Below are 21,461 nucleotides of genomic sequence, written 5' to 3' on the forward strand. Positions count from 1 at the left end.
CGGTCTAACCTCAGTCGGCCAGGGCGCCCATCGGGTCCCACGCCGGGAGCACGATCGGCTCGTCGTCGAGACGCGCCTGCAGCTCGGCCGGCAGGGCGGAGCGCCGGACCGCGATCTCGAAGACGTGCTCGGCGTACCACGAGTCGTTCATGGTCCAGAAGCCGCTGTCGGCCTTCTCGTCGCCCCAGCTGTTCTCGACCCGCCAGCGACGCGGCTTGCCGTCGACCACGTCGACACCGGTGAACAGCATCGCGTGTGTCATCAGCGTCTCGTGGTACACCAGCCGCTCGGCCTTGTCGAGCGAGAACTCGGTGTCGTAGACGGAGCCGTAGTCGTACAGCTTGGCGTCCCAGAAGCCCAGGTCGCCGCTCATCTGCTTGCCGACGTCACAGCCGAACCAGACCGGCTCGCCGCCGACGATCGCGTCCTGGGTGAGCTGCTTCATCAGGTCGATCTCGACGTTCAGGTACACCACCGGCGGCGCGTCGATGACGTTGCCGAGGTAGTCGACGGTGAAGGTCTTGCCGACCGGGCTGGACTCGCGCGGGTCGTGCACCAGGCAGACGTACTCGTCGACCGGCAGCTGCACGTACGCCGCGGCGAACTCGGCCGGCGTGGTCCAGCCGTCGCGGTGGAAGGCCTTGTCGCTGTCCTTCCACTGCCACAGGAACTTCTGCGGCGGCGTCCCCAGGTGGATGCTCAGCACCCGGTGCACGGTGGTCAGGATCTCCTGCTTGCGGGACCGCTGCGCTTCCAGGCCGTCCAGCGCCCGCAGGTCGCGCGCGCCCTGGCGCAGCAGCTTGCGGAGGATGTCGTTCATCTGCGCGGTCGCCGACGAGCTCTCGGTCTCCGGCATCGCCGTCTTCGGCACCAGGCCGTGCTTGCGGACCAATGCGACGAACATGTTCCACTGGCCGCCGTCACCGATCGGGTCGGACAGCAGGTGCGCGACGGTCCGGTCGTCGGCGTCCCGCCCGGCGGTCTCGATGATCGCCTCGAGGAAGAAGTTCGAGCGCTCGAACTTGTCCCAGAACAGGACGTAGTTCTGCGAGAACTCGAAGTCCTTGACGCCCAGCTTGCCGGCCGCGCCGGCGCGGAGCAGGTTGAGTCCGGCGAACAGCCAGCAACGGCCGCTCTTCTTCTGGTTGGTCACCTTCCAGTCGTCCAGCAAGTTCGACACCGAGTGGTCGATCGAGGTGACGACCTGGCGGTCGAGGGCGATGGTGTTGACCGGCGTCTGCGTGACGGCGTTCTGCATGACCCGGTACTGCGGGTTCGATGCGAACTCCTTCTCGAAGAGCGCGAGCTGTTCGGCTGTGAGATTCCGCTCCATAGTTGTCGACGGTATAACAGCGACCAAGCCGGTAGCGCCTCCGCCGGGGTGGCGAATCAATGCCCTGTCCAAAACCCGCCACCGGCGAGGCCTTGCGTTATGCTAAATGAAAACGACATTCAAATAAGGAGGACCGCAGATGCCCCGACGTCCGGCCCCGACCGGCAAGCGCAAGCCGAAGCAGAATCCGCTCGACCGCGACGGCATCACCTACATCGACTACAAGGACACCGCACTGCTGCGCAAGTTCATCTCCGACCGCGGCAAGATCCGCTCCCGCCGCGTCACCGGCCTGTCGGTGCAGCAGCAGAAGCAGGTCGCCCGCGCGATCAAGAACGCCCGGGAAATGGCGCTCCTGCCCTACACCTCGGCCAACCGCTGACCGTCACCAACTGCTTGCCCTCGGCAATTAGACGAGGCAATTTGACGAGGCGATCAGACCAGGCGTCGGTCGGTGGCCCAGCGGGTCAGCTCGTGGCGGTTGGACAACTGCAGCTTGCGCAGTACCGAGGAGACGTGCGTCTCGACCGTCTTGACCGAGATGTACAACTCCCGGGCGACCTCCTTGTACGCGTAGCCGCGGGCGATCAGGCGCAGTACTTCGCGCTCGCGCTGGGAGAGCCGGTCCAGGTCCTCGTCGACCGAGGCGATGTCGATGGCACCGGAGAAGGCGTCCAGCACGAAGCCGGCCAGCCGCGGTGAGAAGACCGCATCACCGTCGGCGACCCGGCTGATCGCGTCGACCAGTTCGGCGCCGCTGATGTTCTTGGTGACGTAGCCGCGGGCGCCGGCCCGGATCACGCCGATCACGTCCTCGGCCGCATCCGACACCGACAGCGCGAGGAACTTGATCTCAGGGTGCCGCTGGTGCACCTGCTTCATCACCTCGGTGCCACCACCACCGGGCAAGTGCACGTCGAGGAGCACCACGTCCGGCTCGGTCGCGACGATCGCCTTCACGGCGGTGTCGACGTCGGATCCCTCCCCGACGATGTCGACCGAGGCGCCGATCTCGCTGCGCACCCCGGCCCTGAACATGTCGTGATCGTCGACGACGACAACGCGCCTGCTGCTCATCTGTCCATCTCCAGTCGCACTTCGGTGCCTGTCTCCGGATCGGACCGCACCGTTGCGCGGCCGCCGTGCCGTTCCATTCTGCCCAACACACTGTGCTGCAGGCCGAGCCGGTCGTCCGGCACGCCGTCGACGTCGAACCCCTTGCCACGGTCCCGGACGAACATCTCCGCCCGGTCGCCGTCCACCTCGACGAACACGTCGATCTTGGCCGCACCGGAGTGCTTGGCCGCGTTCACCATCGACTCGCGGGCGGCCCGGACCATCGCCGACAGCCCTTCGGTCATGTCGCAGTCGCCGACCGTGACCACCTCGACCGGAACCCCGTGCGAGTCCTCGACCTCGGCAGCGGCCCGCTTGGCGGCTCCGGCCAGCGTCTGGTCGGTCTTGTCGTCCTCGTCGTACAGCCAGGACCGCAGTTCACGCTCCTGCGACCGCGCCAGCGTGGCGACGGCGCGCGGATCGTTCGCCTGCTTCTGGATCAGCGCCAGCGTCTGCAGCACCGAGTCGTGCAGGTGCGCGGCCATGTCGGCGCGCTCCTGGGAGCGGATCCGCTCGGACCGCTCGGTGTTCAGGTCGCGGGTCAGTCTGTGCACCCACGGCCCGGCGATGACGCCGATACCGACTACCGCGAGCAGCAGAGCGATCAGTACGTCGCCGACCATCGAGAGCCGGCCGTTCTGCACCAGGAACACGGTCACCGCGGTCCCGAGCAGGATGAGGCCGATGCCGATCCGGATCAGCGACTTCCAGCCGCCCTTGCCGAGCAGGATGCCGAGGAACGAGAAGCGCCCGTAGTCGCGGGTCCAGGCAGCCTTCTGACTCTCGTCGGCCTGCCGCCAGATCAGTGCCAGACCGGTGACGGCGAACACCAGCGGCCAGAACATCTTGCCGGCGATCCCGAGCCCGGCCACCTGCAACAGCAGCAGCAGCCCGACTCCGATCGCGACCAGGGCCGTGACCTGGCTCTTGCTCTTCTCCCGCCGCCGCGCCTTGGCCTCGGTCACCGGTGGCGGTGTCTCGTCGGACCGCAGTCCGCTTCGAGTGTGCGCGGCCAGCCCCGGCGCCGTCGGCATCCCGGGGGTCGCGAGCGGCATCAGGAACCACAGCGCGGCGTAGATCAGGACGCCGAACCCACCGAACACGGTGGTGGCGATCAGCACGAGGCGTACGACGGTGTCCGAGATCCCGAGGTGGTCCGCGATCCCACCGGCGACACCGGCGATGATCCGTCCCTCGGTCCGGCGGTAGGCCCGGCGTACCGGCGGGGCGTCAGCCGCCTTCTGCTGGCCTGGTCCGGCTTGCGCGGTCCCGGTCGGACCGGCGTACGGGCCCTGGCCCGAGTACGGCGGGCCGGCGTACGGCGGGATCTGTCCGGCGTAGGCGGCGTACGGGCCTTGGTACTGTCCAGGTCCTTGCGGGCCCCAGCCCTTGTACTGCCACTGGCCGTCGTTCTGCTGACCGGTTCCGGGCGCAGGCGGCTGCCCGGGTGGGGTCCCTTGCGTTGAGGACCCGCCCGACGGCGCGGCTGCGGCTGGATGACTCATCCCCACGATCGTCACACGCCGGAAGGGCCGACACCAGCAGGCTTGTCCCGGGCCGGCTCCTCAGCGGACACCCGCCAGGCTCAGGGTCCGCTCGGGGACAACCCCGATCCGGGCACGACTCCGGGGGTGCTCAGGGGGGATCCCCGATGTTGTACCGCCGCCGGGCGAGCCAGTATCGATGACATGGAGCAGAACTCGAGCGGGCCCGGTGGGTTCGACCGCAGCCGCCTGCAGGACGTGCAGAACTGGCAGCGTAGCCGGTCGGACCGGATGGTGGCCGGTGTCTGCGGCGGGATCGGCCGCGCGCTGAACATCGACCCGGTGCTGATCCGCGTGGTGATGGCGGTACTCATCATCAGCGGACCGGGGATCATCTTCTACATCGCCGCCTGGGTGCTGATGCCCGACGAGGGCAGCCAGCGCTCAGCGGCCCAGGGTCTGCTCGGCGACCGGGTCCGGCCGGACCACCCGTGGCTGTGGCCCGTCATCATCGGTATCTGCGTGTTCGTCGCCATCGCGATGATGTCGTCGTTCAACATCGGCCGGTTGGTCCCCGGGCCGCTGATCGTGCTCGCCGTGATCTGGCTGGTCGCGCGGCACCGCCGGAGGGATCGGCGTAGCCGGCGCGCAGGCTGGACCGGCCAGGCCATGCAGTGGCAGGGCGGACAGCCCACCGCACCGCGTCCGCAGGACTCCACTGCGGCCAACCAGGAGCCGATGGCCGGCACCTCGGCGTACATGCCTCCCCAGAACGGCCCGTCAGCTCCCCCGACGGGTCCGTCGTCCTCGGCCACACAGAGACCCCAGGACCGCACCGTCGAACCGGTCCAGGCTGTGTGGACCGAGGACGACCCTCTCGGCCTGTACGTCGACGAGCCGCCGGCCGGACCGCAGTCGGAGCCGGCCCGGTCCGCGAACGCCGAGCCGCCCGCGAAGGGGATGCGCGGTGTCAAGTCGATCATCGTCGTGCTGACCGGTATCGCGATCGCGATCGCGGCGGCCGCCGGTGCCTCGACCGCCACGATGCTGATCATCGGCCTGATCACGCTGGGCGGCGGCATGCTGGTCGGTGGCTTCGTCGGCAAGACCTTCGCGCTGCTGCCGCTGGGCATCCTGCTCGCCGTCGGCGCGATCGTCAGCACCGTGTTCACCGACGTACCGCGCAACTTCGCCGACACCAACTACGTCGCGCCGGTCGGTGAGAAGATCGGGGCGACCGGGCAGTCGTACACCTTCGACGCCGGATCGGTGCACCTGGACCTGACCAAGGCCACTTTCGCACCGGGTGCGAAGGTCGAGGTGCACGGCGGCGTCGGCGAGGTGGTGGTGAAACTGCCGGAGACCGTTGACATCGACGGCAACCTGACCGCCAAGATGGGTGACGTGAGCTGGCTGAACGAGCACCACGAGGGCCGGAACGCGGAACTGAACATCAAGGACCTGGGCCCCGACGGCAAGGCCGGGCCGCAGCAGGTCACCCTCGACCTTGACCTCAAGCTCGGCAGCATCACAGTGGAGCGCGGATGAGGAAGACGAAGCCGGATGTCCCGGGCGTGATCGCGGGCACCATCCTGTCCGGCGGCGCCACGGTCTGGATGCTGACCGACAACGGCGTCCTGCAGACCGACGACCTCGGCCTGACCGCAGCCCTCCTGCTCGTCGCAGCCGGCGTCATCGGCCTCGCCGCCTCCCACCGCGGCTGAAGTCGACAGACCCCCGTCACGCGACCGGGCCGGCAACCGATTGGTGTTCGTTGCCGGTGGCATCCTGCTGGCCGGGTGGTGCGTGTCTGCCTGACCGCGTCGGCCCCGGTGCCGGCCGCCCACCTGGCGGCCGGCCGGTACCGGGGACTCAGTTAGGCTTGTGGACCGCCCATCGGCTTCGGCCTGGGCGAGTACCCGAGGGGCCCGGGTGAAGCGGGCCCCGTTGTCAAGGAGTTCCGATGGTGCGCGGCACCGTGAAGTGGTTCAACGCCGACAAGGGCTATGGCTTCCTTGCCGTCGACGGACAGGACGACGTCTTCGTCCACTGGAGCAAGATCGTCTCCGACGGCTACAAGACGCTGGAGGACGGTCAGCAGGTCGACTTCCAGATCGTCGACGGGCCGAAGGGCCGCGAGGCCGACACGGTCACTCCGGTCTGACCGGGCGAAGGTCGGCGCGCGCGACAGGCTGACCGCGCAAAGCTGTTGCCCCCGGCCCACGCCGTTTCCCGGTTTCCGGACTGCACGGGGAGTCGTCAACCGATAACCTGACCACCTCACCTTGGGAGGGTCAGAGACGTGACAGAGCCGGTACACGTGATCCGGAGGCTTGAGCATGCGCTGGCCGACGACGACTTCGCCTGGTCACTGCTGCTCGTCGGCGAGGACCAGACCGACAAACTGGCGACGCTGACCGGCGACCTCCGCGGACCGTACTCGAAGACCGGTGACGGCAAGCAGATCGCTTCGGGGTTCTCCTACTGGGGTATCGGCCCGACGATCGCCTGGGCGAACGCCACCAACGATCCGTTCTACCTGGTGATGAAGGCCGGCGCGGAGTCCTTCCTGCGGCACTGGCGCAAGGTCCGCCCGCACGTCGAGAACGGCGGCTTCCACCTGGTCAGCCTCGGGGTCGGCACCGGCGTGAAGGACCGCACCATCCTCGGCGACATGCGCCGGCAGAACCGGAACATGTACTACATCCCGGTCGACATGAGCTCGGAGATGCTCCGGATGGGCACCCTCGAGCCGGTCCGCGGCGCCCGCTTCCCGATGTCGCAGGTGCTGCCGGTGCAGCTCGACTTCTCGATCGCCGACAACATGGACGAGCTCGGCCAGATGCTGGCCCGGCTGATCGGCGACGACCCGATCCTGTTCACGCTGACCGGCAACACACTGGCCAACTTCGAGAGCGACGAGGAGGTGCTCAGCACCATCACCCGGGTGCTGCGCCCGCAGGACCGGCTGCTGCTCGAGGTGGCCAGCACCAGCAGCCTGGACCGGGACGCCGCCAACGCGGCGGCCGACGAGTACCACCAGACCCGGGCGTTCGCCGAGTTCGTCACCAGCGCGCTGCGCTACAACACCGACCTCAAGATCGACAACGACCGGATCGCCTTCCGCGGCGAGGTCGAGACGAACGACGCCCTGCGGGTGAAGATCGTCTGGCAGAACAACACCGGAGAGCCGATCGTGATGGGCCTGCCGGACCACACCGAGGTGGTGCTGGAGCCGGAAGACACCATCCTGCTGTACACGACCCGCAAGTTCTCCACCGAGCGGCTGAAGAAGCTCACCGCAGCCTGTGACCTGACGCCGATCGAGCACGCACACTCCGGATTCCGGCACACCCGCCGGCCCAGCCCGTTCGGTCTCGACCTGCTGCTGCTCGCCCCGGGCACCGTCGAAGGCCCCGCCGCCACCACTCTGGCCGACGACATCTGGTCGACATGATCCCTGCCAGTGCGCGGCGGACCGTGGTCACCGCACTGAGCTACGGACTGCTCGGCCTCGCGTTCGGGCTCGGCGTGATCTGGTTCTTCTTTCCGGAGAACTCCCGGTGGGAGCCGGCGGTCAACTCGCTCACCCTGGTCGCCGGGCTGACCGGTATCTTCGTCGAGCGCCTGACCGCCGAGGCGGAGCGTCGTACCGAAGTACTCCGGTCTGTCGCTGACGAACTGCAGGAGAACCAGCGGCTCCTGAACGACGAGCGGTTCTCCCCGGCGACGCCGACGACCCGGCAGGTGTACCCGCGGCTCGTGGTGTCCGCGGTGGACCTCGCGCTCGTATCCGGAGCCCTCGGGTTGCACCGCGACTCGGAGCTGGTCGGCCTGCTGCACCGGTGGCGCGACACCGTGAACCTGTTCAACCGGCGGCTCGACCTGACCGAGATCAGCACGTTCTCCAACAGCATCTCGAGCGAGGAGCTGGCCGCCTTCCACCGGGCGCTGCATAGGGAGAACAGCTACTTCGCCGCCACCCGGGAGAAGCTGGAGACCCTGCTCACCCGGCTGCCGGCGTCTTAACGGCTGAGGCCGTAAATGGACTGTGTGCATTTGGCCCGAGCGGTTGACTTGGCCACATGCCCAGGGCTTCACTTTCGGACAGGACCGTAAATACGGCACCCCCGGAGGCCTTCGCATGCGATCAGCCCGCTCGCTCATCGCGGTGGCACTTGCCGCCGTCCTCGTGTCGACCCTGACCACTCCCGCCCAGGCGAACCACAATCCGCCGACAGGCAAGCTCGTGTCACTCGGGATCCCGCTGTCCGACGTACTGCTGATCGGGGGCACCGTCGCCCCCGGCCCGAACGGCAAGGCCGCGATCTGGAACGTGTCCACCGGCAGTCCGGCGTACCTGAACGCCGTCGACCCGGCCACCGGCGAGAGCCTGCTGTCCGCCGCACTGCCCGGCGCCGACGGCAGCTACGCGGTCGCCGCGACCCCGGACGGGACGATCTACGTCGGCACGTACAACAACGGCCACCTCTATCGCCTTCGCCCCGGCGGCACGGTCGAGGACCTCGGCCGCCCGATCGCGTCCGAGACGTTCATCTGGCGCATCACCACCGACGACCAAGGCAACGTGTACGGCGGCACGTTCCCGAACGGCAAGGTGTTCCGGTACGACGACCAGACCGGCGCCGTCCGCGACTACGGCCAGCTCAAGGCCGGCCAGCCGTACGTCAAGAGCATCGACTACGCCGACGGCAAGATCTACACCGGCTCGCTGCCCGACGCGCACATCATGGAGCTCGACGTCGCCAGCGGAGCGATCACCGAACTGCCGTCCCCACCCGGGCTCGGCGACCCGACCGACAAGGTCGTGTACGACCTGAACGCCCGCGGCGGCCGCGTCTACGCCCGGATCAGCACCGCCTTCCCCGGCCCGCTGTATGTCTGGGACATCGCCTCCCGCACCTGGATGGACGAGATCCCGAACGCGCACGGCCTGGACATCTCCCCGGTCGGCGCAGACGGGTCGCTGTACCTGATCCAGGCCAGTGAGCTGAAGAAGTACGACCCGGCGACCAACACACTGACCGGGACCGGCCTGACCTTCACCGGCCGGATCCAGAACGCCCGCGCGATCGGGTACGCCGACCTCGGCCTGCCCGACTACCCGGGCACGAGCGTCGTCGGCACGCTCTGGCGCGGCGAGGAGTTCCGGTACAACCCTCAGACCGGCAAGTCGGAGATCTTCGAGACCAAGGTCCGCCGCGAGCCGATCGAGATCCTGTCCGTCGCGGGCGGCAAGTCCAAGGTGTACGCCGGTGGGTTCCTGAACGGTGGCGTCTCCGTAGTCGACCCGGCCACCGGCGAAGCGTCGTACAACCGGTTCTCCCAGACCGAGGCGCTGATGGAGGGTTCCGACGGCAAGCTGTGGATCGGCGCCTACCCGGAGGCCCGGCTCTACTCGTACGACCAGACGCAGCCCTGGAGTAGTCCGGAGTACTCCCCTGGACCGCCCGGTACGCCGGACAACCCGACGCTGGCGGTCAACCTGCACTCCGAGCTGCAGACCCGTGCCCGCGCTCTGGCCGAGGTGAACGGCAAGATCGCGGTCGGCACCGTCCCCGACGGCGACCGGCTCGGCGGCGTACTGGCCATCTTCGATCCGAAGACCGGGACCACCCAGTCCTTCCGCAACGTGGTCCAGGACGAGAGCATCTTCGGCCTGACCGCCCGCCGCGGCATCGTCTACGGCGGTACGTCGATCGTCGGCGGTCTGTCCACCACCCCGCCGACCCGGGACGCAGGCACCGTGTTCGCCTGGGACGCGGCGAAGTCCCGCAAGCTGTGGGAGACCGTGCCGGTGCCCGGTGCGGCCACGGTCTCGTCCGTCACCTTCGGCCCGGACGGGCTGCTGTACGGCGTGGCCGGCAAGACCGCGTTCGCGGTGGACCCCCGAGACGGCAAGCTGGTCAAGTCCTTCACGCTCGGGACCACCACGTCCAGCGGCGACATCGTCGCCACCAACGAGGCGGTGTACGTGAGCATCGACCTCACCAAGGTCTACCGGATCGCGCCGGGGAACAAGCAAACCCCGACGCTGTTCGTCGAGCACGCCCACCGGCGGCTCGGGGTCCGGGGAGATCACCAGCTGCTGCTCACCAGCGGCTCCGAGCTGTTCCGAGTTGATATCAGCCGTTGACAGCCGAAATTCGACCCAGCTACTTTCGGTCCTGACCGTTATTCGGCGATCTACTTTCCGGCCCTGACTTCCGGACACCCTGGGGGTGCGATGTCTTCCACGCTTCACACGACCGTCCGCCGCATCGCGGCACCACTCACGGCGCTCGTACTGGCCGCCGCGCTCTCCTCGTGCGGCGGCGACTCGGGCTCGTCGTCGACCGAGACCAAGAGCATCACGCTCTGGATGTATCCGGTGATCGGCGACCAGGCGGCCAGCGACGCCTACTGGCAGAAGGTCGAGAAGGACTTCGAGGCCGCCAACTCCGGCATCGACCTGAAACTGGAGATGCAGCCCTGGGCGAACCGGGAGGAGAAGGTCGCGGCGGCGTTCTCCGGCAAGAAGGGCCCGGACGTCCTGCTGATGATCCCCGACCAGATCCCGCAGTACGTCACCAACGGCTCGCTGGAGCCGGTCGACGACGTGGTCACGCCGGACAAGGACAAGTTCCTGCCGGCCGCGATCCCGGGCCTGAGTGTCGACGGCAAGGTGTACGGCGCACCGATCTACCACACCGTCACCTCGACGATGTACAACAAGACGATCCTGACCAAGGCCGGCATCACCAAGCCGCCGGAGACCTGGGACGAGATCAAGGCCGCGGCGCCGAAGATCAAGGCGGCCGGGTTCTCGACGCTGGACTACTCCGCCTCGCCGGAGGCGTCGCTGAACCTGAACTTCTACCCGCTGCTGTGGCAGGCCGGCGGCAAGGTGTTCGCCGACGACGGCAAGTCCGTCGCCTTCAACCAGGCTCCGGGTCTGGAGGCGCTCACCTTCCTCAAGTCCCTGTGGGACGAGGGCGGCATCCCGAAGAGCGCCCTGAGCAACGGCAACACGGTCGCCGACTCGCCGCTGGGCAAGGGCCAGGTGGCGATGGCCTTCACCAGCACGCCGGCCGACGCAGGCACCGTGGCGAAGACCTGGGGCGCGGCGAACATCGAGATCGGTACGCCGCTGACCGGTCAGAAGCAGGTCGGCTTCGGTCTCCCCGGTGGCCTCGTGCTGAACGCCGCCTCGGAGAACAAGGACGCCGCGAAGAAGTTCATGTCGTTCATGATCCAGCCGCCCCAGCTGGAGGCGCTCAGCAAGGCGTCCGGGTTCTACACCCCGCGGACCGACGTGAAGGCGCCGGCCGCGGACGCGACGGCGGCGAAGTTCGCCGACGCACTGCAGTACGCCTTCCCGGGTGAGCCGAACCCGGCCGCCCGGCAGGTGAACTCGCTGCTCGGCGTCGAGATCCAGGCCGTGCTGACCGGCAAGAAGCAGCCGCAGCAGGCGCTCGACGACGCCGCCAAGCAGGCCAACGACCTTCTGTCGAGACAGCGTTGACCGAGACACTCCGGCAGCCCGCGTCGTCGCTCCGGCGGCGCGGGCCCCGCCGTAGGCCATGGGTCGGGCTGCTGTTCGTGGCCCCGATGCTGGCGTTGTTCCTGGTGTTCCGGTTCCTGCCGGTGGTCGGCGCGTTCCTGCTCTCGCTGACCGACTACCGGCTCAGCGGCCGCTGGACCTTCGTTGCCGTGGACAACTACACGCGGCTGCTCCAGGACGACCTGTTCCGGCAGAGCCTGGTGGTCACCCTCACCTACACGGTGATCTTCGTCCCGCTGACCGTGCTGCTGTCGCTGGGCACCGCGATCATGTTGCAGCAGGTGGTCTGGAACCGCGGCTTCTTCCGCAGTGTGTTCTTCCTGCCGTACGTGACCAGCATCGTGCTGGCCGCGGTCATCTGGAAGTGGATCTACGACGCCCAGGACGGCCTGCTGAACGCGGTCCTCGGGCTGGTGTCGGTCGGACCGGTGGACTTCCTCGGCCAGTCCGGGTCGGTGCTGCCGTCGATCGCGGTGACATCGGCCTGGAAGGGCTTCGGCTACTCGATGCTGATCCTGCTGGCCGGGCTCCAGGCCGTGCCGAAGTCGTACCTCGAGGCGGCCATGATCGACGGCGCCGGCAGCTGGCAGCGGTTCCGCTACATCACACTGCCGCAGCTGCGTCCGGTGCTGTTCTTCGTGCTGGTGATCGAGACCATCGGTGCGTTCCAGGTCTTCGACGCGATGTATGTGATGACCGGTGGCGGGCCGGTCCGCTCCAGCTACTCGCTCGTCTATCTGCTCTACGACAGCGGATTCAAGTACTTCGACTTCGGCTACGCCAGTGCGATCGGACTGGTGCTGTTCCTGATCGTGCTCATCGTCTCGCTCGTACAGCGACGGCTCGTCGGGAGGGACGACTGATGGTGAACCTGCTCGAACGACCCAAGGTCCAGGACCGGACCGAGTCGCCGCGGGTCGACCGCCGGCCGGTCGCCCGGCTCACCCTGCCGACGCTGCTGGCGCTGACCGCGATCGTCACCGTCGTACCGTTCGCGGCGATGGTCCTGGTCGCGTTCGCGCCGCCGAGCGGCCGGACGTTCCCGGACGCACTCAACCCGGCCAACTTCACGTTCGAGAACTTCGAGCGGGTGCTGTCCAGCTCGGACATCCCGCGCTGGACGGTCAACTCGCTGCTGTACTCGCTGGTATCAGTGGTCTGCGTTCTGCTGTTCGCGTCGATGGCCGGCTACGCCTTCGCGAAGAAGCGGTTCCCCGGCCGGGACATCATGTTCTGGGCCTTCCTGGCCACCCTGATGGTGCCGTTCCAGGCCACGCTGATCCCGTCGTACATCCTGGTTTCGCGGCTGGACTGGGTGGACAGCTTCTGGGGTCTGATCGTGCCCACGCTGGCGAACTCGCAGGCGGTGTTCCTGCTGCGGCAGTTCATCAGCCAGTTGCCGGACGAACTGTTCGAGGCGGCCGAGATCGACGGTGCGCCGGAGTGGCGGATCTTCACCCAGATCGTGCTGCCGCTGATCCGGCCCGCGCTGGCCACGCTCGGCATCTTCGTGTTCCTGTGGCACTGGAACGACTTCCTCTGGCCGCTGGTGATCGGCCAGTCCGCCGAGATGCAGACGCTCACCGTCGGCCTGGCGACACTGCAGACGCAGGCGGTGCCGATCAACCAGGTGATGGCCGGCGCGACCATCACCGTCGTACCGAGCCTGCTCGTGTTCGGCCTGCTGCAGCGCTACCTGACCGACAGCATCGCGATGTCCGGCCTCAAGGGCTGACGTCCGGCGAGCCCTCCCGGATGACGCGCATCTCGTCGCCGTGGACGGTCAGCGCCCAGATGACCAGGATGTCGACCGCGATCATGATCGTCGACCAGAGCGGGTACGCCGCGAGGAACGCCACGTTGACCATGAGGCTGATCACCGCCAGGATCACGCCGACGATCCGGCCCCACAACCGGCCGTTCAGCAGCCCGATCCCGGCCGCGATGACGACCAGGCCCATGAACAGGTGGATCCAGCCCCAGCCCGTGTAGTTGAGGTGGATGGTGAGACCGCGCCGGCCGACCAGGTAGTAGTCGTCCTCGAACAGCGCGATGAACCCCTGGAACGCGTGGAACATGCCGAGCACGATCATCATCACGCCGGCGAACAGGATCCAGCCGACCCAGCGGCTCGGCCACTCCGGAACCTCGACCTCTCCCGGCCCCGGCGGTTGCCGGTGCCTCGCCGCGGTGGGGTTGGCAGCGGCGGGGTTGGCAGGGGTGGCGTTGGCAGCGGTGGGGTTGGCGTCAGTCTCCGACATCGTGACCTCCTACTCGTGGTGGCGGGGGTTGCACGGCCTCCGGATGGGCGGCGCGGTAGTCGGCGACCGGGTGGTAGCGGTCGTAGAGCATGGTCAGAATGCTCACCAGGAAGACGAAGAAGAGGGTGTCGGACAGCCGCAGATCGCCGCCGCCGAAGCGCCGCAGCAGGATGTAGTCGACGATGACCAGTCCGATGTTGACCGCGAAGACGACGCCGAAGGAGATCACTGCGGAGTCCCAACCGTAGCCCCGCCGGGCCGACCAGAGCCCGATCGCGGAGTTCAGGATGACGAAGACGGCGATACCGAAGAACAGTTGCAGATCGGTCGCCTCGACCCCCGGCAGCACCCGTCCGTAGATCACGCTGATCAGGCCGATCAGGAAGATCTTCTCCACCGAGGCCAGGTCGAACACCTTGCGGTGCGCGGCCTGGTACGCGGCCCGCTCACTGGCCTCGTCGATCTCGACCGGCAGCGGGTCGGCCGCCAGTCGCAGCGACCAGTCGGCCGGACTGAGCCGGGGCCGGACCACGAACCACAGGACCGCGGCGAGCGCGAGGATCGCGATCACCAGGGCCGGCCCGAACCACGAGACGTCGCGGATGGTGTCGGTCAGGTCCAGCTGGGCGATGTGGATCCAGTACTCCTGCGGCAGCTTGATGAAGATCCAGATCCCTCCGGCCACCAAGACCCAGAACCTGAACGAGTAGCGCAGCGGATTGCGGCGGCTGCGCACCAGTTCGTAGGCGATGAAGAAGTACTCGAAGGTGTTCGGGAAGACCATCAGCAGGAACCGGGCGCCGCTGAGTTCGAAGGCCACCACGCCGACCTGCCGGTAGAAGAACAGGAACCGGCTGATCTTGACCGCCGCGTGATTGGTCCAGTTGCGCAGGCTGGCCAGATAGGCGACGGCCAGATAGAACACGTCCATCGCCTTGTCGTAGCTCTGGTAGTTCGGCGGGTCGAATCCGAAGGTCTGGAAAATGGTCTGGTCGACGCCGTCCAGCAACAGGCAGGCGACGATCGCGGGCAGCGGGTAGCGCGGGATGAGCAGCGGCAGGAGGAACCGCGCCAGCACCACCGTCCAGAAGACAACGTCGACGCCCATGTCCGGCGGGACCCGGTCAGCTGTGGATCATTCGCGGCCGAGTCACGGCCCAGATCACCCAGACATCGAGGGCGATCACGAGCAACGACCACACCGGCGCGTAGGGAATGAAGAAGAAGTTGTCGATCGCGCTCAGGATCGCCAGCACCAGCGCCGTCACCCCGGCCCAGGTGGCCCGGTAGAACAGGCCGAAGCCCGCCACCACCATGAGCAGGCCCAGCAGCAGGTGGATCCAGCCCCAGGCCGTGGTGTCGAGGTGGAAGGCGTACCCCTGGGCGGTCACGAAGTACCGGTCGTCGATGATCGCGGCGAGCCCGGTGATCACCTGGAACGCGCCGATCAGGACCATCATGGTCGCGGCGAACATGACACCGGTCATCGCAAAGACGGATTGCTCTCGCCGGTCGTCGGTCTCTTCCTGGGTCATCTGCGCCCACCCCTCAGTGGTCGGCCACCCCGAATGGATGCCGAGTGCTCATCGACACTAAGCGCGCACGGGCGGTCAGAGGATCATCCGAGTTGGGTGATGTCGGCGTGGGGGATGCGAGCGCTGTTCGAGGTCCGGACCCACCCCGGAGGGAGGCTTCGACGTACCGGACTCCCCCGCCCCGCCCGCAGACGACCCGCTCCCCGCTCCAGCGGCCGCCGCACTCCCGCGGGGGGTCGTCGTACTGCTGGCCGGGCTGGTCTCGCTGGTAGCGGTCAACGCCCTCCTGCTGGGGCTGGCTCGCGGAACGCGGGATCGGCGACCAGGAGATCCAGACCGCGCTCCAGGCGTTCGATTTCGGCACGGTCCTCGACCTCCTGCAAAGCTGGCTGACCAGCCTGCTCGGGGTCTTCTCCGATCTCGGTCTGATCGTGGTGCTGCTGTTCTTCCTGGGCATCGACGCCATCCGGTTCACCGACCGGATGACCGAGACGAGGCTGGTCCGGCCCGCGTTCGCCGGCGCCTTGATCGGCTTCGCCCGCGATACAACGCGCTATCTGATCGTCTCGAGCGTGTTCGGACTGGTCGTGGCGCTGGTGGACATCGGGGTGCTCTACCTGCTCGACATCCCGCTCCCGTGGTTGTGGGGGCTGCCCGCGTTCATCACCAACTACATCCCGAACGTCGGGTTCTTCATCGGCCTCGTCCCGCCCGCGCTGCTCGGCCTGCTCGACAGCGGGTGGATGACGATGCTCTGGGTGATCGCCAACTGGGCGCCATTCTCGCCATTCCGCTGTCGCTGCTGACGAGGGCGCTGCTGGTGGACGCGGACCCCTCCACCGCCTGGCTGAGCGGGCTCATCTCCGGCGACGACCCGCAGGAGGAGGCGGCGGTCGAGCCCGCTCCGGCGGAGGAGCCGTCGGAGGCTGAGGTTTAGTTGCTGAGCTCCCCGAACGCCTCGATCGAGCGGAGTACGTCGGCCTGCGGCATCCCGGGCGGCTGGATCCGCAGGATGATGCCGTCGGCCCCCATCTCCTCGTAGTGCGCCAGTCGCTCGGCGCACTCGGCCGGGGACCCGATCACGCTGCGTGCGGCGATGTCGTCCCAGCCCTGCGTGTAGCGGCTCGCGTCCGTCGAGGTGCGCTTCCAGCCGGTGTAGGCGTCGTACAGGTCGCGCAGCGGCTCCTCCAGCGTCTGCCGGGCGTCCTGCGAGGTCGGGGCGCAGAAGCCCTCCCGGCAGAGGATCACCTCGGCACCGAGCGTGCCCTCGCCGCGCGGGTACGACAGGTACTCGGCGATCTTGTCCGGCAGGTCGGAGTCCAGTTCGTTGAACGATGTGGTCCAGCCGTCGCACATCCGCGCGGTCCGCTCCAGTACGGCGGACACCCGGCCGCCGTTCCACAGCCGCGGCCGTGGGTTCTGCAGCGGGCGCGGTGAGAGATACGCCTCACGGATGCTGGTGAACTTGCCGTCGTACGAGACCTCGTCCTCGGTCCAGAGCCGGGTGACGATCTCCAGGCACTCCTCGAACCGCGCGACCCGCTCCGGCTGCGTCACGCCGTACAGGGCGAACTCCTCCGGCCGGTAGCCGAGCACGAATCCGGCGGTGACGCGGCCGCCGGAGAGTACGTCGAGGTGAGCGAGCGTCTCGGCCAGGACAACGGGGTGGTAGAGCGGGGCAACGATCCCCGCGGTGGCGATCCCGATCCGCTCGGTCTTCGCCGCCAGCCAGGTCAGCGAGGTGAGGATCTCGTGGTACCCGGGCCGGTGCAGGTGCCGTTCCCCGAGCACGATCCACTCGAACCCGGCCTGTTCGGCCAGCCGTGCCTGCTCCACCGCGTCCGCCAGCAAGGGCCGCTCGCCGGGGGTGCCGTAGAGGTTCAGATAGAGACCCAGCCGCATCGGGGTGCCACCTTCCGTTGACAGAGAGCGCTCGCGGTATTTACGGTCTTGACCGTAAATGCTTTCGCGTCAGAATGCGACCCTTAGGAGCCGGAATTGAGTGTTGCATCGCAGCCGGTCGGGTTGCCCGCCGGGACCGGCTCGGGGCCGATCAGCGCGATCAAGACCCGAGTGGTGAGTGCGCGGTACCGCCGGCCGTTCCGGATCAGCAGCGGGACCAGCACGGAACTGGTCAGCCTGGTCGTCGAGGTACACACCGCCGACGGTGCCATCGGCATCGGTGAGACGTCCCCGATGACGGCGTACACCGGGGAGACGCTGGCCGGGGTCACCGCCGCGATCGAGGAACATCTCGCCCCGGCTCTGATCGGCCGCGACCCGCTCGACCGGGCCGGGGCGCATGTGGTGATGGACACAGTCCTTCGCGGCCAGCAGGTGGCCAAGTCCGGCCTCGACATCGCGCTGTTCGACCTGGCCGGCCGGATCAGTGGCTGGCCGGTGCACACGTTGCTCGGCGGCAGCGTCCGGGACCGTGTGCAGACGACCTGGGTGGTCGGGCTGGGCACGCTGGACGAGATGGCGGCCGAGGCCGCCGAGTACTCCGCCAAGGGCTTCAGCCATCTGAAGGTCAAGGGCGGCCACGTACCGGCCGACGACCTGGAGCTGATCCGCGCGGTCCGCTCCGTCATCCCCGCCGACGCCGAGCTGTGTCTCGACGCCAACGAGGGGTACGACGCGACCGCGCTGCCGTACCTGGCGAAGATGGCGGACGCCGGTCTGACGCTGCTGGAGCAGCCGCTGCCGCGCTGGGACCTGGCCGGCCTGGTCCGGCTGCGGGAGCGCCTCGACGTACGGCTGATGGTCGACGAGAGCATGCACTCGCTGCACGACGCTCTCGAGATCGCGCGCCGCGGTGCGGCCGACGTACTGAACATCAAGATCCTCAAGGTCGGCGGACTGCACCGCGCCCTCCAGATCGCGAACGTGGCCGAGGCCGCCGGGCTGGCGGTGAAGGTAGGCTCCATGCCGGAGCTGGGCGTGGCCACACTGGCCGCTGTTCACCTGGCCGCCGCCGTACCGGGTGCCACTGTCGCGGCCGATCTGGTCGGTCCGCTGATGGTGCACGAGGATCCACTCGCTCCGACCGTCTTCGCCGACTGTGACGGCTGGATCGACGTACCCAAGCGACCAGGCCTCGGCCACGACGTCTGAGAGGTCCCATGCACGCACTCGTCTCACGACTCCGCGGCACACTGCTTCCCGCGGTCGTCACTCCGATGTCCACCGAGGGTGTCGTCGCGTACGACGTACTGGCGTCGTACGCCGGTGCTCTCGCTGCTCAGCCCATCGGCGGGCTGGCCGTCTGGGCTCACACCGGGCGGGGGCTCTACCTGACGGCGGCTGACCGGTCCAAAGTGCTGGAGACGTGGCGACAGGCCACGGACCTCCCGATCGTCGCGGGAGTCGGCGTACCTCGGTCTGAATCGGCTCAGAGCCTGCAGGAGGCTTCTGACGCGACTGTGGCGATGGCACAGCAGGCGGCGGCGGGTGGCGCCGATGCGGTGATGGTCTACCCGCTGGCTGCGCTGGGAGACATGCCGGACGGGGATGCGCAGGCGGTGGCACTGCACGAGCGCGTGGCGGCCGAGAGTGGGCTGCCGCTGGTCGGCTTCTACCTGCACGGGGAGGCGGGCGGGTACCCGTACTCGCCTGAGCTGATCCGCGACCTGCTGAGCCTGGACTCCATGCTCGGGGTCAAGACGGCCACTCTGGACCGCGCCATCGGCTGCCAGGACGCGATCTGGGCCGGGCGCGGCACTGGCAAGCTCCTGATCACTGGCGAAGACCGGATGTACGGCCCGTCGTTCATGTGGGGCGCTGACACGGCTCTGGTCGGGATCGCTGCGGCTCAGGTCGAGCTGTCGGCCGCCGTGCTGCGAACTTGGACGGCCGGCGACCACAGCGGCTTCCTGACGGCCTCCGAACGGCTGGACCGCTTCGCTGCCGCGACCTTCTACGCACCTATCGAGGGCTACGTGCAGCGGATGCTCTGGGCGGCCGTGTGGGAGGGCCTGATCCCCGAGGACGCATCCCACGACCCCTACGGTCCGGACCTGCCGGCCGGTGAGCGCGACCTGGTGATCCGCTGCCTCGAGGAACTCAGCCACTATCCTGCGATTTAAGGGCCAGACCAGAAGTCTTCGAAGGAGTGCCGTGCAGATGAGCTCAGCCCCTGGCGCGGTGGCCTGATGGCCCTCACCGTCGGCGTCGTCGGCCCCGAGGACCTGGTCCAGCGCGTCATCGCCGTCGGTCCGCCGAGCGGCGCGAATCTGCTCCCCTTGCCCTACCGGCACGAGACCGAAGCGGTCGAACTGGTCGAGCAGGCACACGAGAAGGTCGACGCGCTGCTGTTCACCGGCGTCGTGCCGTACACGATCGCCACCGAGGCCGGCGTGATCGACCGGCCCGCGATGTACGTCTCGTACGACGGCGCCACCCTGCTGCGGGCACTGGTCGAACTGCTGCGGCTCGGGCACAACGTCACCCAGTTCTCCATCGACACCCTGCGCCGCAGCGAGGTGATGGAGACGCTGATCGAGGCCAAGCTGCCGACCGACCAGATCGAGGTGCTGCCGTACCGGCCCGGCCTCACCTCCGACGACATCGTCGAGTTCCACCGGACCGCGCGGGACAAGCACGACACCAAGGTCGCGATCAGCTGCCTCGGCTCCGCCTTCCACCTGCTCGAGAACGAGATGCCCTCGGTCCGGCTCGCGCCGTCGCGGTACTCGATCCGGTCGACGCTGCAAGCCTTGGTCCTGACCACCACCGGCCAGCACGTCGGCGACGCGCAGGTCGCGCTCGGCGTCATCGATCTCCCCGAACCGGACGACGCCCTGGCCGCCGACCTGATCACCCTCGGCGGCAGCCTGGCTGCACTCCCCGACGGCCGGCACCTCGTCGTCACCACCCGCGGCCTACTCGAGCAGGCGACCGAACAGTTCTCCCGCATGCCCCTGCTCGACCACCTCGCTGCAAGGCACAGCACGGCGTACGTCGGCTTCGGCGTCGGACGTACTGCGGCCGAAGCCGAGGCACTCGCCCGTCGCGCCGTCAGCCGGGCGGGTTCGATCGGCACGGTCGCCGGGGTGGTGTCGATGTCGGACGACGTGGAGATCGTGATCGAACCATCCGGCGACCACCCGGCCGCCGCCCGCGGCACCGAAAGCCTCCCGCTCCTGGCGCGACGGGTCGGCCTGAACACGCAAACCCTGGCCCGGATGCGCGAACTCACCGCCGCCCTCCCCGACGGCCTCACCACCCAAGACGTCGCCGACCACCTGGCCGTCCAACTCCGCACCGCCCGCCGAGTCCTCAAACGCCTCGAACGAGCCGGCCTCGCCGACCCCATAGGCAGCCAACAACACGGCCGAACCGGCCGCCCACCCACGGTGTATCTCATCCGTCTGTAGAACGACTGGGTCTGCCCCACGCGTGCTACCGCCCGCGCCGAGAGACCATCCCACGCGTGCTACGCAGCCACTCCTTCGTCGCGGCAGCTACGCGCGCTCCCACCCACCCGGATCTTCCTTGCGGCTGTCGCCGCATTGTGCGGGCTACCGCCCGCGGTCTGCGCGCTGCCGCGCACCCGGCGACCGCCTGTGATCGAGCTGACTGTCCTCGACGCGACCGGATCCGCTGATCACGACTCGTTGTCGAGCCACGGATGATCGAGTAGTGCCTGCCAGGCGAGCTTCCACGGGAACAGATGGATGTATCGCTCGCCCGTTCCAGGCTCATGCTGCTTGTAGACCTCGTCTCCGACCAGAACCGTGACGCCCCAGTCCGAGAGATTCTTCATCGCCATTTGCACGGCTGGAAACCGGATCTGAGCGTAGTTGGAGAACGGCATGGCCACCACCGGCTGACGCTTACCGACGGCCTCGACCAGGAAGCCCAGCGGAAGCGTGTCACTGATTCCAGCCGCCCACTTTGCAAGGCTGTTGCAGGTGATGGGAGCGACGATCATCGCATCGGCCGGCGGCAAGACATCAGGTGCATCCGGCTCCTTGTACGAGCTGCGAACCTGATGCCCGGTCTTCGACGCCAGCGCGTCCGCATCGATGAAACGCAACCCGCTCGGCGACGCGATGACACAGACTTCCCAACCGTCAGCCTGAGCGATGTCGACCAGCTTCCCGATATCCCGAGCGGCTGGAGACCCCGTCACGATCGCATACAGAACTCGCGAATCGCTCATCAGGT

Annotated in this window: 22 protein-coding genes; 14 read left to right on the plus strand and 8 right to left on the minus strand. The window is 68.0% G+C overall.

The window, feature by feature from the left end; genetic code table 11:
* Positions 1–10: 10 nt before the first annotated feature.
* Positions 11–1,333 carry a C1 family peptidase gene (locus tag E0H73_RS08495; RefSeq protein ID WP_131352935.1) on the minus strand — a complete coding sequence of 441 codons (1,323 nt, stop codon included), beginning with the start codon at positions 1,331–1,333 and terminating at the stop codon, positions 11–13.
* Between the two features lie 139 nt (positions 1,334–1,472).
* Here E0H73_RS08495 and rpsR point away from each other — a divergent pair, with 139 nt between their 5' ends.
* On the plus strand, positions 1,473–1,715 hold the full coding sequence (gene rpsR / locus E0H73_RS08500; protein WP_131352936.1) for a 30S ribosomal protein S18: 243 nt from the start codon (positions 1,473–1,475) through the stop codon (positions 1,713–1,715).
* Positions 1,716–1,768: 53 nt separating this feature from the next.
* Here the strand turns inward: rpsR and E0H73_RS08505 are convergent, their stop codons facing one another.
* Both E0H73_RS08505 and E0H73_RS08510 read right to left on the minus strand, forming a co-directional pair.
* On the minus strand, positions 1,769–2,410 hold the full coding sequence (locus tag E0H73_RS08505) for a response regulator (RefSeq protein WP_131352937.1): 642 nt from the start codon (positions 2,408–2,410) through the stop codon (positions 1,769–1,771).
* Positions 2,407–3,954, minus strand: a complete 1,548-nt coding sequence (locus tag E0H73_RS08510) for an ATP-binding protein (RefSeq protein ID WP_131352938.1) — start codon at positions 3,952–3,954, stop codon at positions 2,407–2,409. Before E0H73_RS08510 ends, E0H73_RS08505 begins: the two co-directional genes overlap by 4 nt.
* Before the next feature lie 183 nt (positions 3,955–4,137).
* Between E0H73_RS08510 and E0H73_RS08515 the strand changes: the two genes are divergently transcribed.
* The 9 genes from E0H73_RS08515 (at position 4,138) to E0H73_RS08555 (ending at position 13,232) form a co-directional block, all read left to right on the plus strand.
* The gene (locus E0H73_RS08515; protein ID WP_131352939.1) at positions 4,138–5,481 is read left to right on the plus strand and encodes a PspC domain-containing protein; all 1,344 of its coding nucleotides are present in this window, start codon (positions 4,138–4,140) and stop codon (positions 5,479–5,481) included.
* Positions 5,478–5,657, plus strand: a complete 180-nt coding sequence (locus E0H73_RS08520; RefSeq protein ID WP_131352940.1) for a hypothetical protein — start codon at positions 5,478–5,480, stop codon at positions 5,655–5,657. The genes E0H73_RS08515 and E0H73_RS08520 overlap by 4 nt, the downstream gene beginning before the upstream one ends.
* A gap of 239 nt (positions 5,658–5,896) precedes the next feature.
* A complete protein-coding gene (locus tag E0H73_RS08525) occupies positions 5,897–6,097 on the plus strand; it encodes a cold-shock protein (protein WP_131352941.1) in 201 nt (66 codons plus the stop codon).
* A gap of 138 nt (positions 6,098–6,235) precedes the next feature.
* Positions 6,236–7,390: an L-histidine N(alpha)-methyltransferase gene (locus E0H73_RS08530; RefSeq protein ID WP_131352942.1), complete on the plus strand. Its 1,155-nt coding sequence runs from the start codon at positions 6,236–6,238 to the stop codon at positions 7,388–7,390.
* On the plus strand, positions 7,387–7,962 hold the full coding sequence (locus E0H73_RS08535) for a hypothetical protein (RefSeq protein ID WP_131352943.1): 576 nt from the start codon (positions 7,387–7,389) through the stop codon (positions 7,960–7,962). Before E0H73_RS08530 ends, E0H73_RS08535 begins: the two co-directional genes overlap by 4 nt.
* Positions 7,963–8,077: 115 nt before the next feature.
* Complete coding sequence (locus E0H73_RS08540) at positions 8,078–10,090, plus strand: hypothetical protein (protein WP_131352944.1); 2,013 nt, start codon at positions 8,078–8,080, stop codon at positions 10,088–10,090.
* Between the two features lie 90 nt (positions 10,091–10,180).
* A complete protein-coding gene (locus E0H73_RS08545) occupies positions 10,181–11,458 on the plus strand; it encodes an ABC transporter substrate-binding protein (protein ID WP_131352945.1) in 1,278 nt (425 codons plus the stop codon).
* A complete protein-coding gene (locus E0H73_RS08550) occupies positions 11,455–12,360 on the plus strand; it encodes a carbohydrate ABC transporter permease (protein ID WP_165555537.1) in 906 nt (301 codons plus the stop codon). The genes E0H73_RS08545 and E0H73_RS08550 overlap by 4 nt, the downstream gene beginning before the upstream one ends.
* Positions 12,360–13,232, plus strand: coding sequence for a carbohydrate ABC transporter permease (locus E0H73_RS08555; RefSeq protein WP_131352946.1), 873 nt, complete (start codon positions 12,360–12,362; stop codon positions 13,230–13,232). Before E0H73_RS08550 ends, E0H73_RS08555 begins: the two co-directional genes overlap by 1 nt.
* Here E0H73_RS08555 and E0H73_RS08560 read toward each other — a convergent pair.
* Genes E0H73_RS08560 through E0H73_RS08570 form a run of 3 tightly spaced genes read right to left on the minus strand, consistent with a single transcriptional unit; the run spans position 13,222 to position 15,293 of the window.
* Positions 13,222–13,758 carry a DUF7144 family membrane protein gene (locus E0H73_RS08560; RefSeq protein WP_131352947.1) on the minus strand — a complete coding sequence of 179 codons (537 nt, stop codon included), beginning with the start codon at positions 13,756–13,758 and terminating at the stop codon, positions 13,222–13,224. The genes E0H73_RS08555 and E0H73_RS08560 overlap by 11 nt on opposite strands.
* A complete protein-coding gene (locus tag E0H73_RS08565) occupies positions 13,745–14,866 on the minus strand; it encodes a hypothetical protein (protein ID WP_202867261.1) in 1,122 nt (373 codons plus the stop codon). Before E0H73_RS08565 ends, E0H73_RS08560 begins: the two co-directional genes overlap by 14 nt.
* A gap of 16 nt (positions 14,867–14,882) precedes the next feature.
* Positions 14,883–15,293, minus strand: coding sequence for a DUF7144 family membrane protein (locus tag E0H73_RS08570; RefSeq protein WP_131352948.1), 411 nt, complete (start codon positions 15,291–15,293; stop codon positions 14,883–14,885).
* A 329-nt stretch (positions 15,294–15,622) separates the two neighbouring features.
* On the opposite strand from E0H73_RS08570, the gene E0H73_RS08575 reads away from it, so the two are divergent.
* Complete coding sequence (locus E0H73_RS08575) at positions 15,623–16,099, plus strand: AI-2E family transporter (protein WP_420323420.1); 477 nt, start codon at positions 15,623–15,625, stop codon at positions 16,097–16,099.
* Between the two features lie 127 nt (positions 16,100–16,226).
* Here E0H73_RS08575 and E0H73_RS08580 read toward each other — a convergent pair whose 3' ends face one another.
* Positions 16,227–17,195 carry an LLM class flavin-dependent oxidoreductase gene (locus E0H73_RS08580; RefSeq protein ID WP_131352949.1) on the minus strand — a complete coding sequence of 323 codons (969 nt, stop codon included), beginning with the start codon at positions 17,193–17,195 and terminating at the stop codon, positions 16,227–16,229.
* A gap of 96 nt (positions 17,196–17,291) precedes the next feature.
* Here E0H73_RS08580 and E0H73_RS08585 point away from each other — a divergent pair, with 96 nt between their 5' ends.
* The 3 genes from E0H73_RS08585 to E0H73_RS08595 all read left to right on the plus strand — a co-directional run bounded on the left by E0H73_RS08585 (position 17,292) and on the right by E0H73_RS08595 (position 20,668).
* Positions 17,292–18,407, plus strand: coding sequence for a mandelate racemase/muconate lactonizing enzyme family protein (locus tag E0H73_RS08585; protein WP_202867262.1), 1,116 nt, complete (start codon positions 17,292–17,294; stop codon positions 18,405–18,407).
* A gap of 8 nt (positions 18,408–18,415) precedes the next feature.
* Positions 18,416–19,378 (plus strand): dihydrodipicolinate synthase family protein, encoded by a 963-nt coding sequence (locus tag E0H73_RS08590; RefSeq protein ID WP_131352950.1) that lies wholly within the window; start codon positions 18,416–18,418, stop codon positions 19,376–19,378.
* Positions 19,379–19,444: 66 nt separating this feature from the next.
* A complete protein-coding gene (locus E0H73_RS08595) occupies positions 19,445–20,668 on the plus strand; it encodes a response regulator (protein WP_131352951.1) in 1,224 nt (407 codons plus the stop codon).
* A gap of 230 nt (positions 20,669–20,898) precedes the next feature.
* Here the strand turns inward: E0H73_RS08595 and E0H73_RS08600 are convergent, their stop codons facing one another.
* Positions 20,899–21,456, minus strand: a complete 558-nt coding sequence (locus tag E0H73_RS08600) for a flavoprotein (RefSeq protein WP_131352952.1) — start codon at positions 21,454–21,456, stop codon at positions 20,899–20,901.
* Between the last annotated feature and the right edge of the window lie 5 nt (positions 21,457–21,461).

The organism is Kribbella pittospori, assembly GCF_004331465.1.
GTDB classification, from domain to species: domain Bacteria; phylum Actinomycetota; class Actinomycetes; order Propionibacteriales; family Kribbellaceae; genus Kribbella; species Kribbella pittospori.

What these genes read in the sequence shown, in the direction of transcription:
- E0H73_RS08495 (WP_131352935.1), bottom strand. Translation starts at nt 1,333, where the DNA reads ATGGAGCGGAATCTCACAGCCGAACAGCTCGCGCTCTTCGAGAAGGAG.
- rpsR (WP_131352936.1), top strand. Translation starts at nt 1,473, where the DNA reads ATGCCCCGACGTCCGGCCCCGACCGGCAAGCGCAAGCCGAAGCAGAAT.
- E0H73_RS08505 (WP_131352937.1), bottom strand. Translation starts at nt 2,410, where the DNA reads ATGAGCAGCAGGCGCGTTGTCGTCGTCGACGATCACGACATGTTCAGG.
- E0H73_RS08510 (WP_131352938.1), bottom strand. Translation starts at nt 3,954, where the DNA reads ATGAGTCATCCAGCCGCAGCCGCGCCGTCGGGCGGGTCCTCAACGCAA.
- E0H73_RS08515 (WP_131352939.1), top strand. Translation starts at nt 4,138, where the DNA reads ATGGAGCAGAACTCGAGCGGGCCCGGTGGGTTCGACCGCAGCCGCCTG.
- E0H73_RS08520 (WP_131352940.1), top strand. Translation starts at nt 5,478, where the DNA reads ATGAGGAAGACGAAGCCGGATGTCCCGGGCGTGATCGCGGGCACCATC.
- E0H73_RS08525 (WP_131352941.1), top strand. Translation starts at nt 5,897, where the DNA reads ATGGTGCGCGGCACCGTGAAGTGGTTCAACGCCGACAAGGGCTATGGC.
- E0H73_RS08535 (WP_131352943.1), top strand. Translation starts at nt 7,387, where the DNA reads ATGATCCCTGCCAGTGCGCGGCGGACCGTGGTCACCGCACTGAGCTAC.
- E0H73_RS08540 (WP_131352944.1), top strand. Translation starts at nt 8,078, where the DNA reads ATGCGATCAGCCCGCTCGCTCATCGCGGTGGCACTTGCCGCCGTCCTC.
- E0H73_RS08545 (WP_131352945.1), top strand. Translation starts at nt 10,181, where the DNA reads ATGTCTTCCACGCTTCACACGACCGTCCGCCGCATCGCGGCACCACTC.
- E0H73_RS08555 (WP_131352946.1), top strand. Translation starts at nt 12,360, where the DNA reads ATGGTGAACCTGCTCGAACGACCCAAGGTCCAGGACCGGACCGAGTCG.
- E0H73_RS08560 (WP_131352947.1), bottom strand. Translation starts at nt 13,758, where the DNA reads ATGTCGGAGACTGACGCCAACCCCACCGCTGCCAACGCCACCCCTGCC.
- E0H73_RS08565 (WP_202867261.1), bottom strand. Translation starts at nt 14,866, where the DNA reads ATGGGCGTCGACGTTGTCTTCTGGACGGTGGTGCTGGCGCGGTTCCTC.
- E0H73_RS08570 (WP_131352948.1), bottom strand. Translation starts at nt 15,293, where the DNA reads ATGACCCAGGAAGAGACCGACGACCGGCGAGAGCAATCCGTCTTTGCG.
- E0H73_RS08580 (WP_131352949.1), bottom strand. Translation starts at nt 17,195, where the DNA reads ATGCGGCTGGGTCTCTATCTGAACCTCTACGGCACCCCCGGCGAGCGG.
- E0H73_RS08590 (WP_131352950.1), top strand. Translation starts at nt 18,416, where the DNA reads ATGCACGCACTCGTCTCACGACTCCGCGGCACACTGCTTCCCGCGGTC.
- E0H73_RS08595 (WP_131352951.1), top strand. Translation starts at nt 19,445, where the DNA reads ATGGCCCTCACCGTCGGCGTCGTCGGCCCCGAGGACCTGGTCCAGCGC.
- E0H73_RS08600 (WP_131352952.1), bottom strand. Translation starts at nt 21,456, where the DNA reads ATGAGCGATTCGCGAGTTCTGTATGCGATCGTGACGGGGTCTCCAGCC.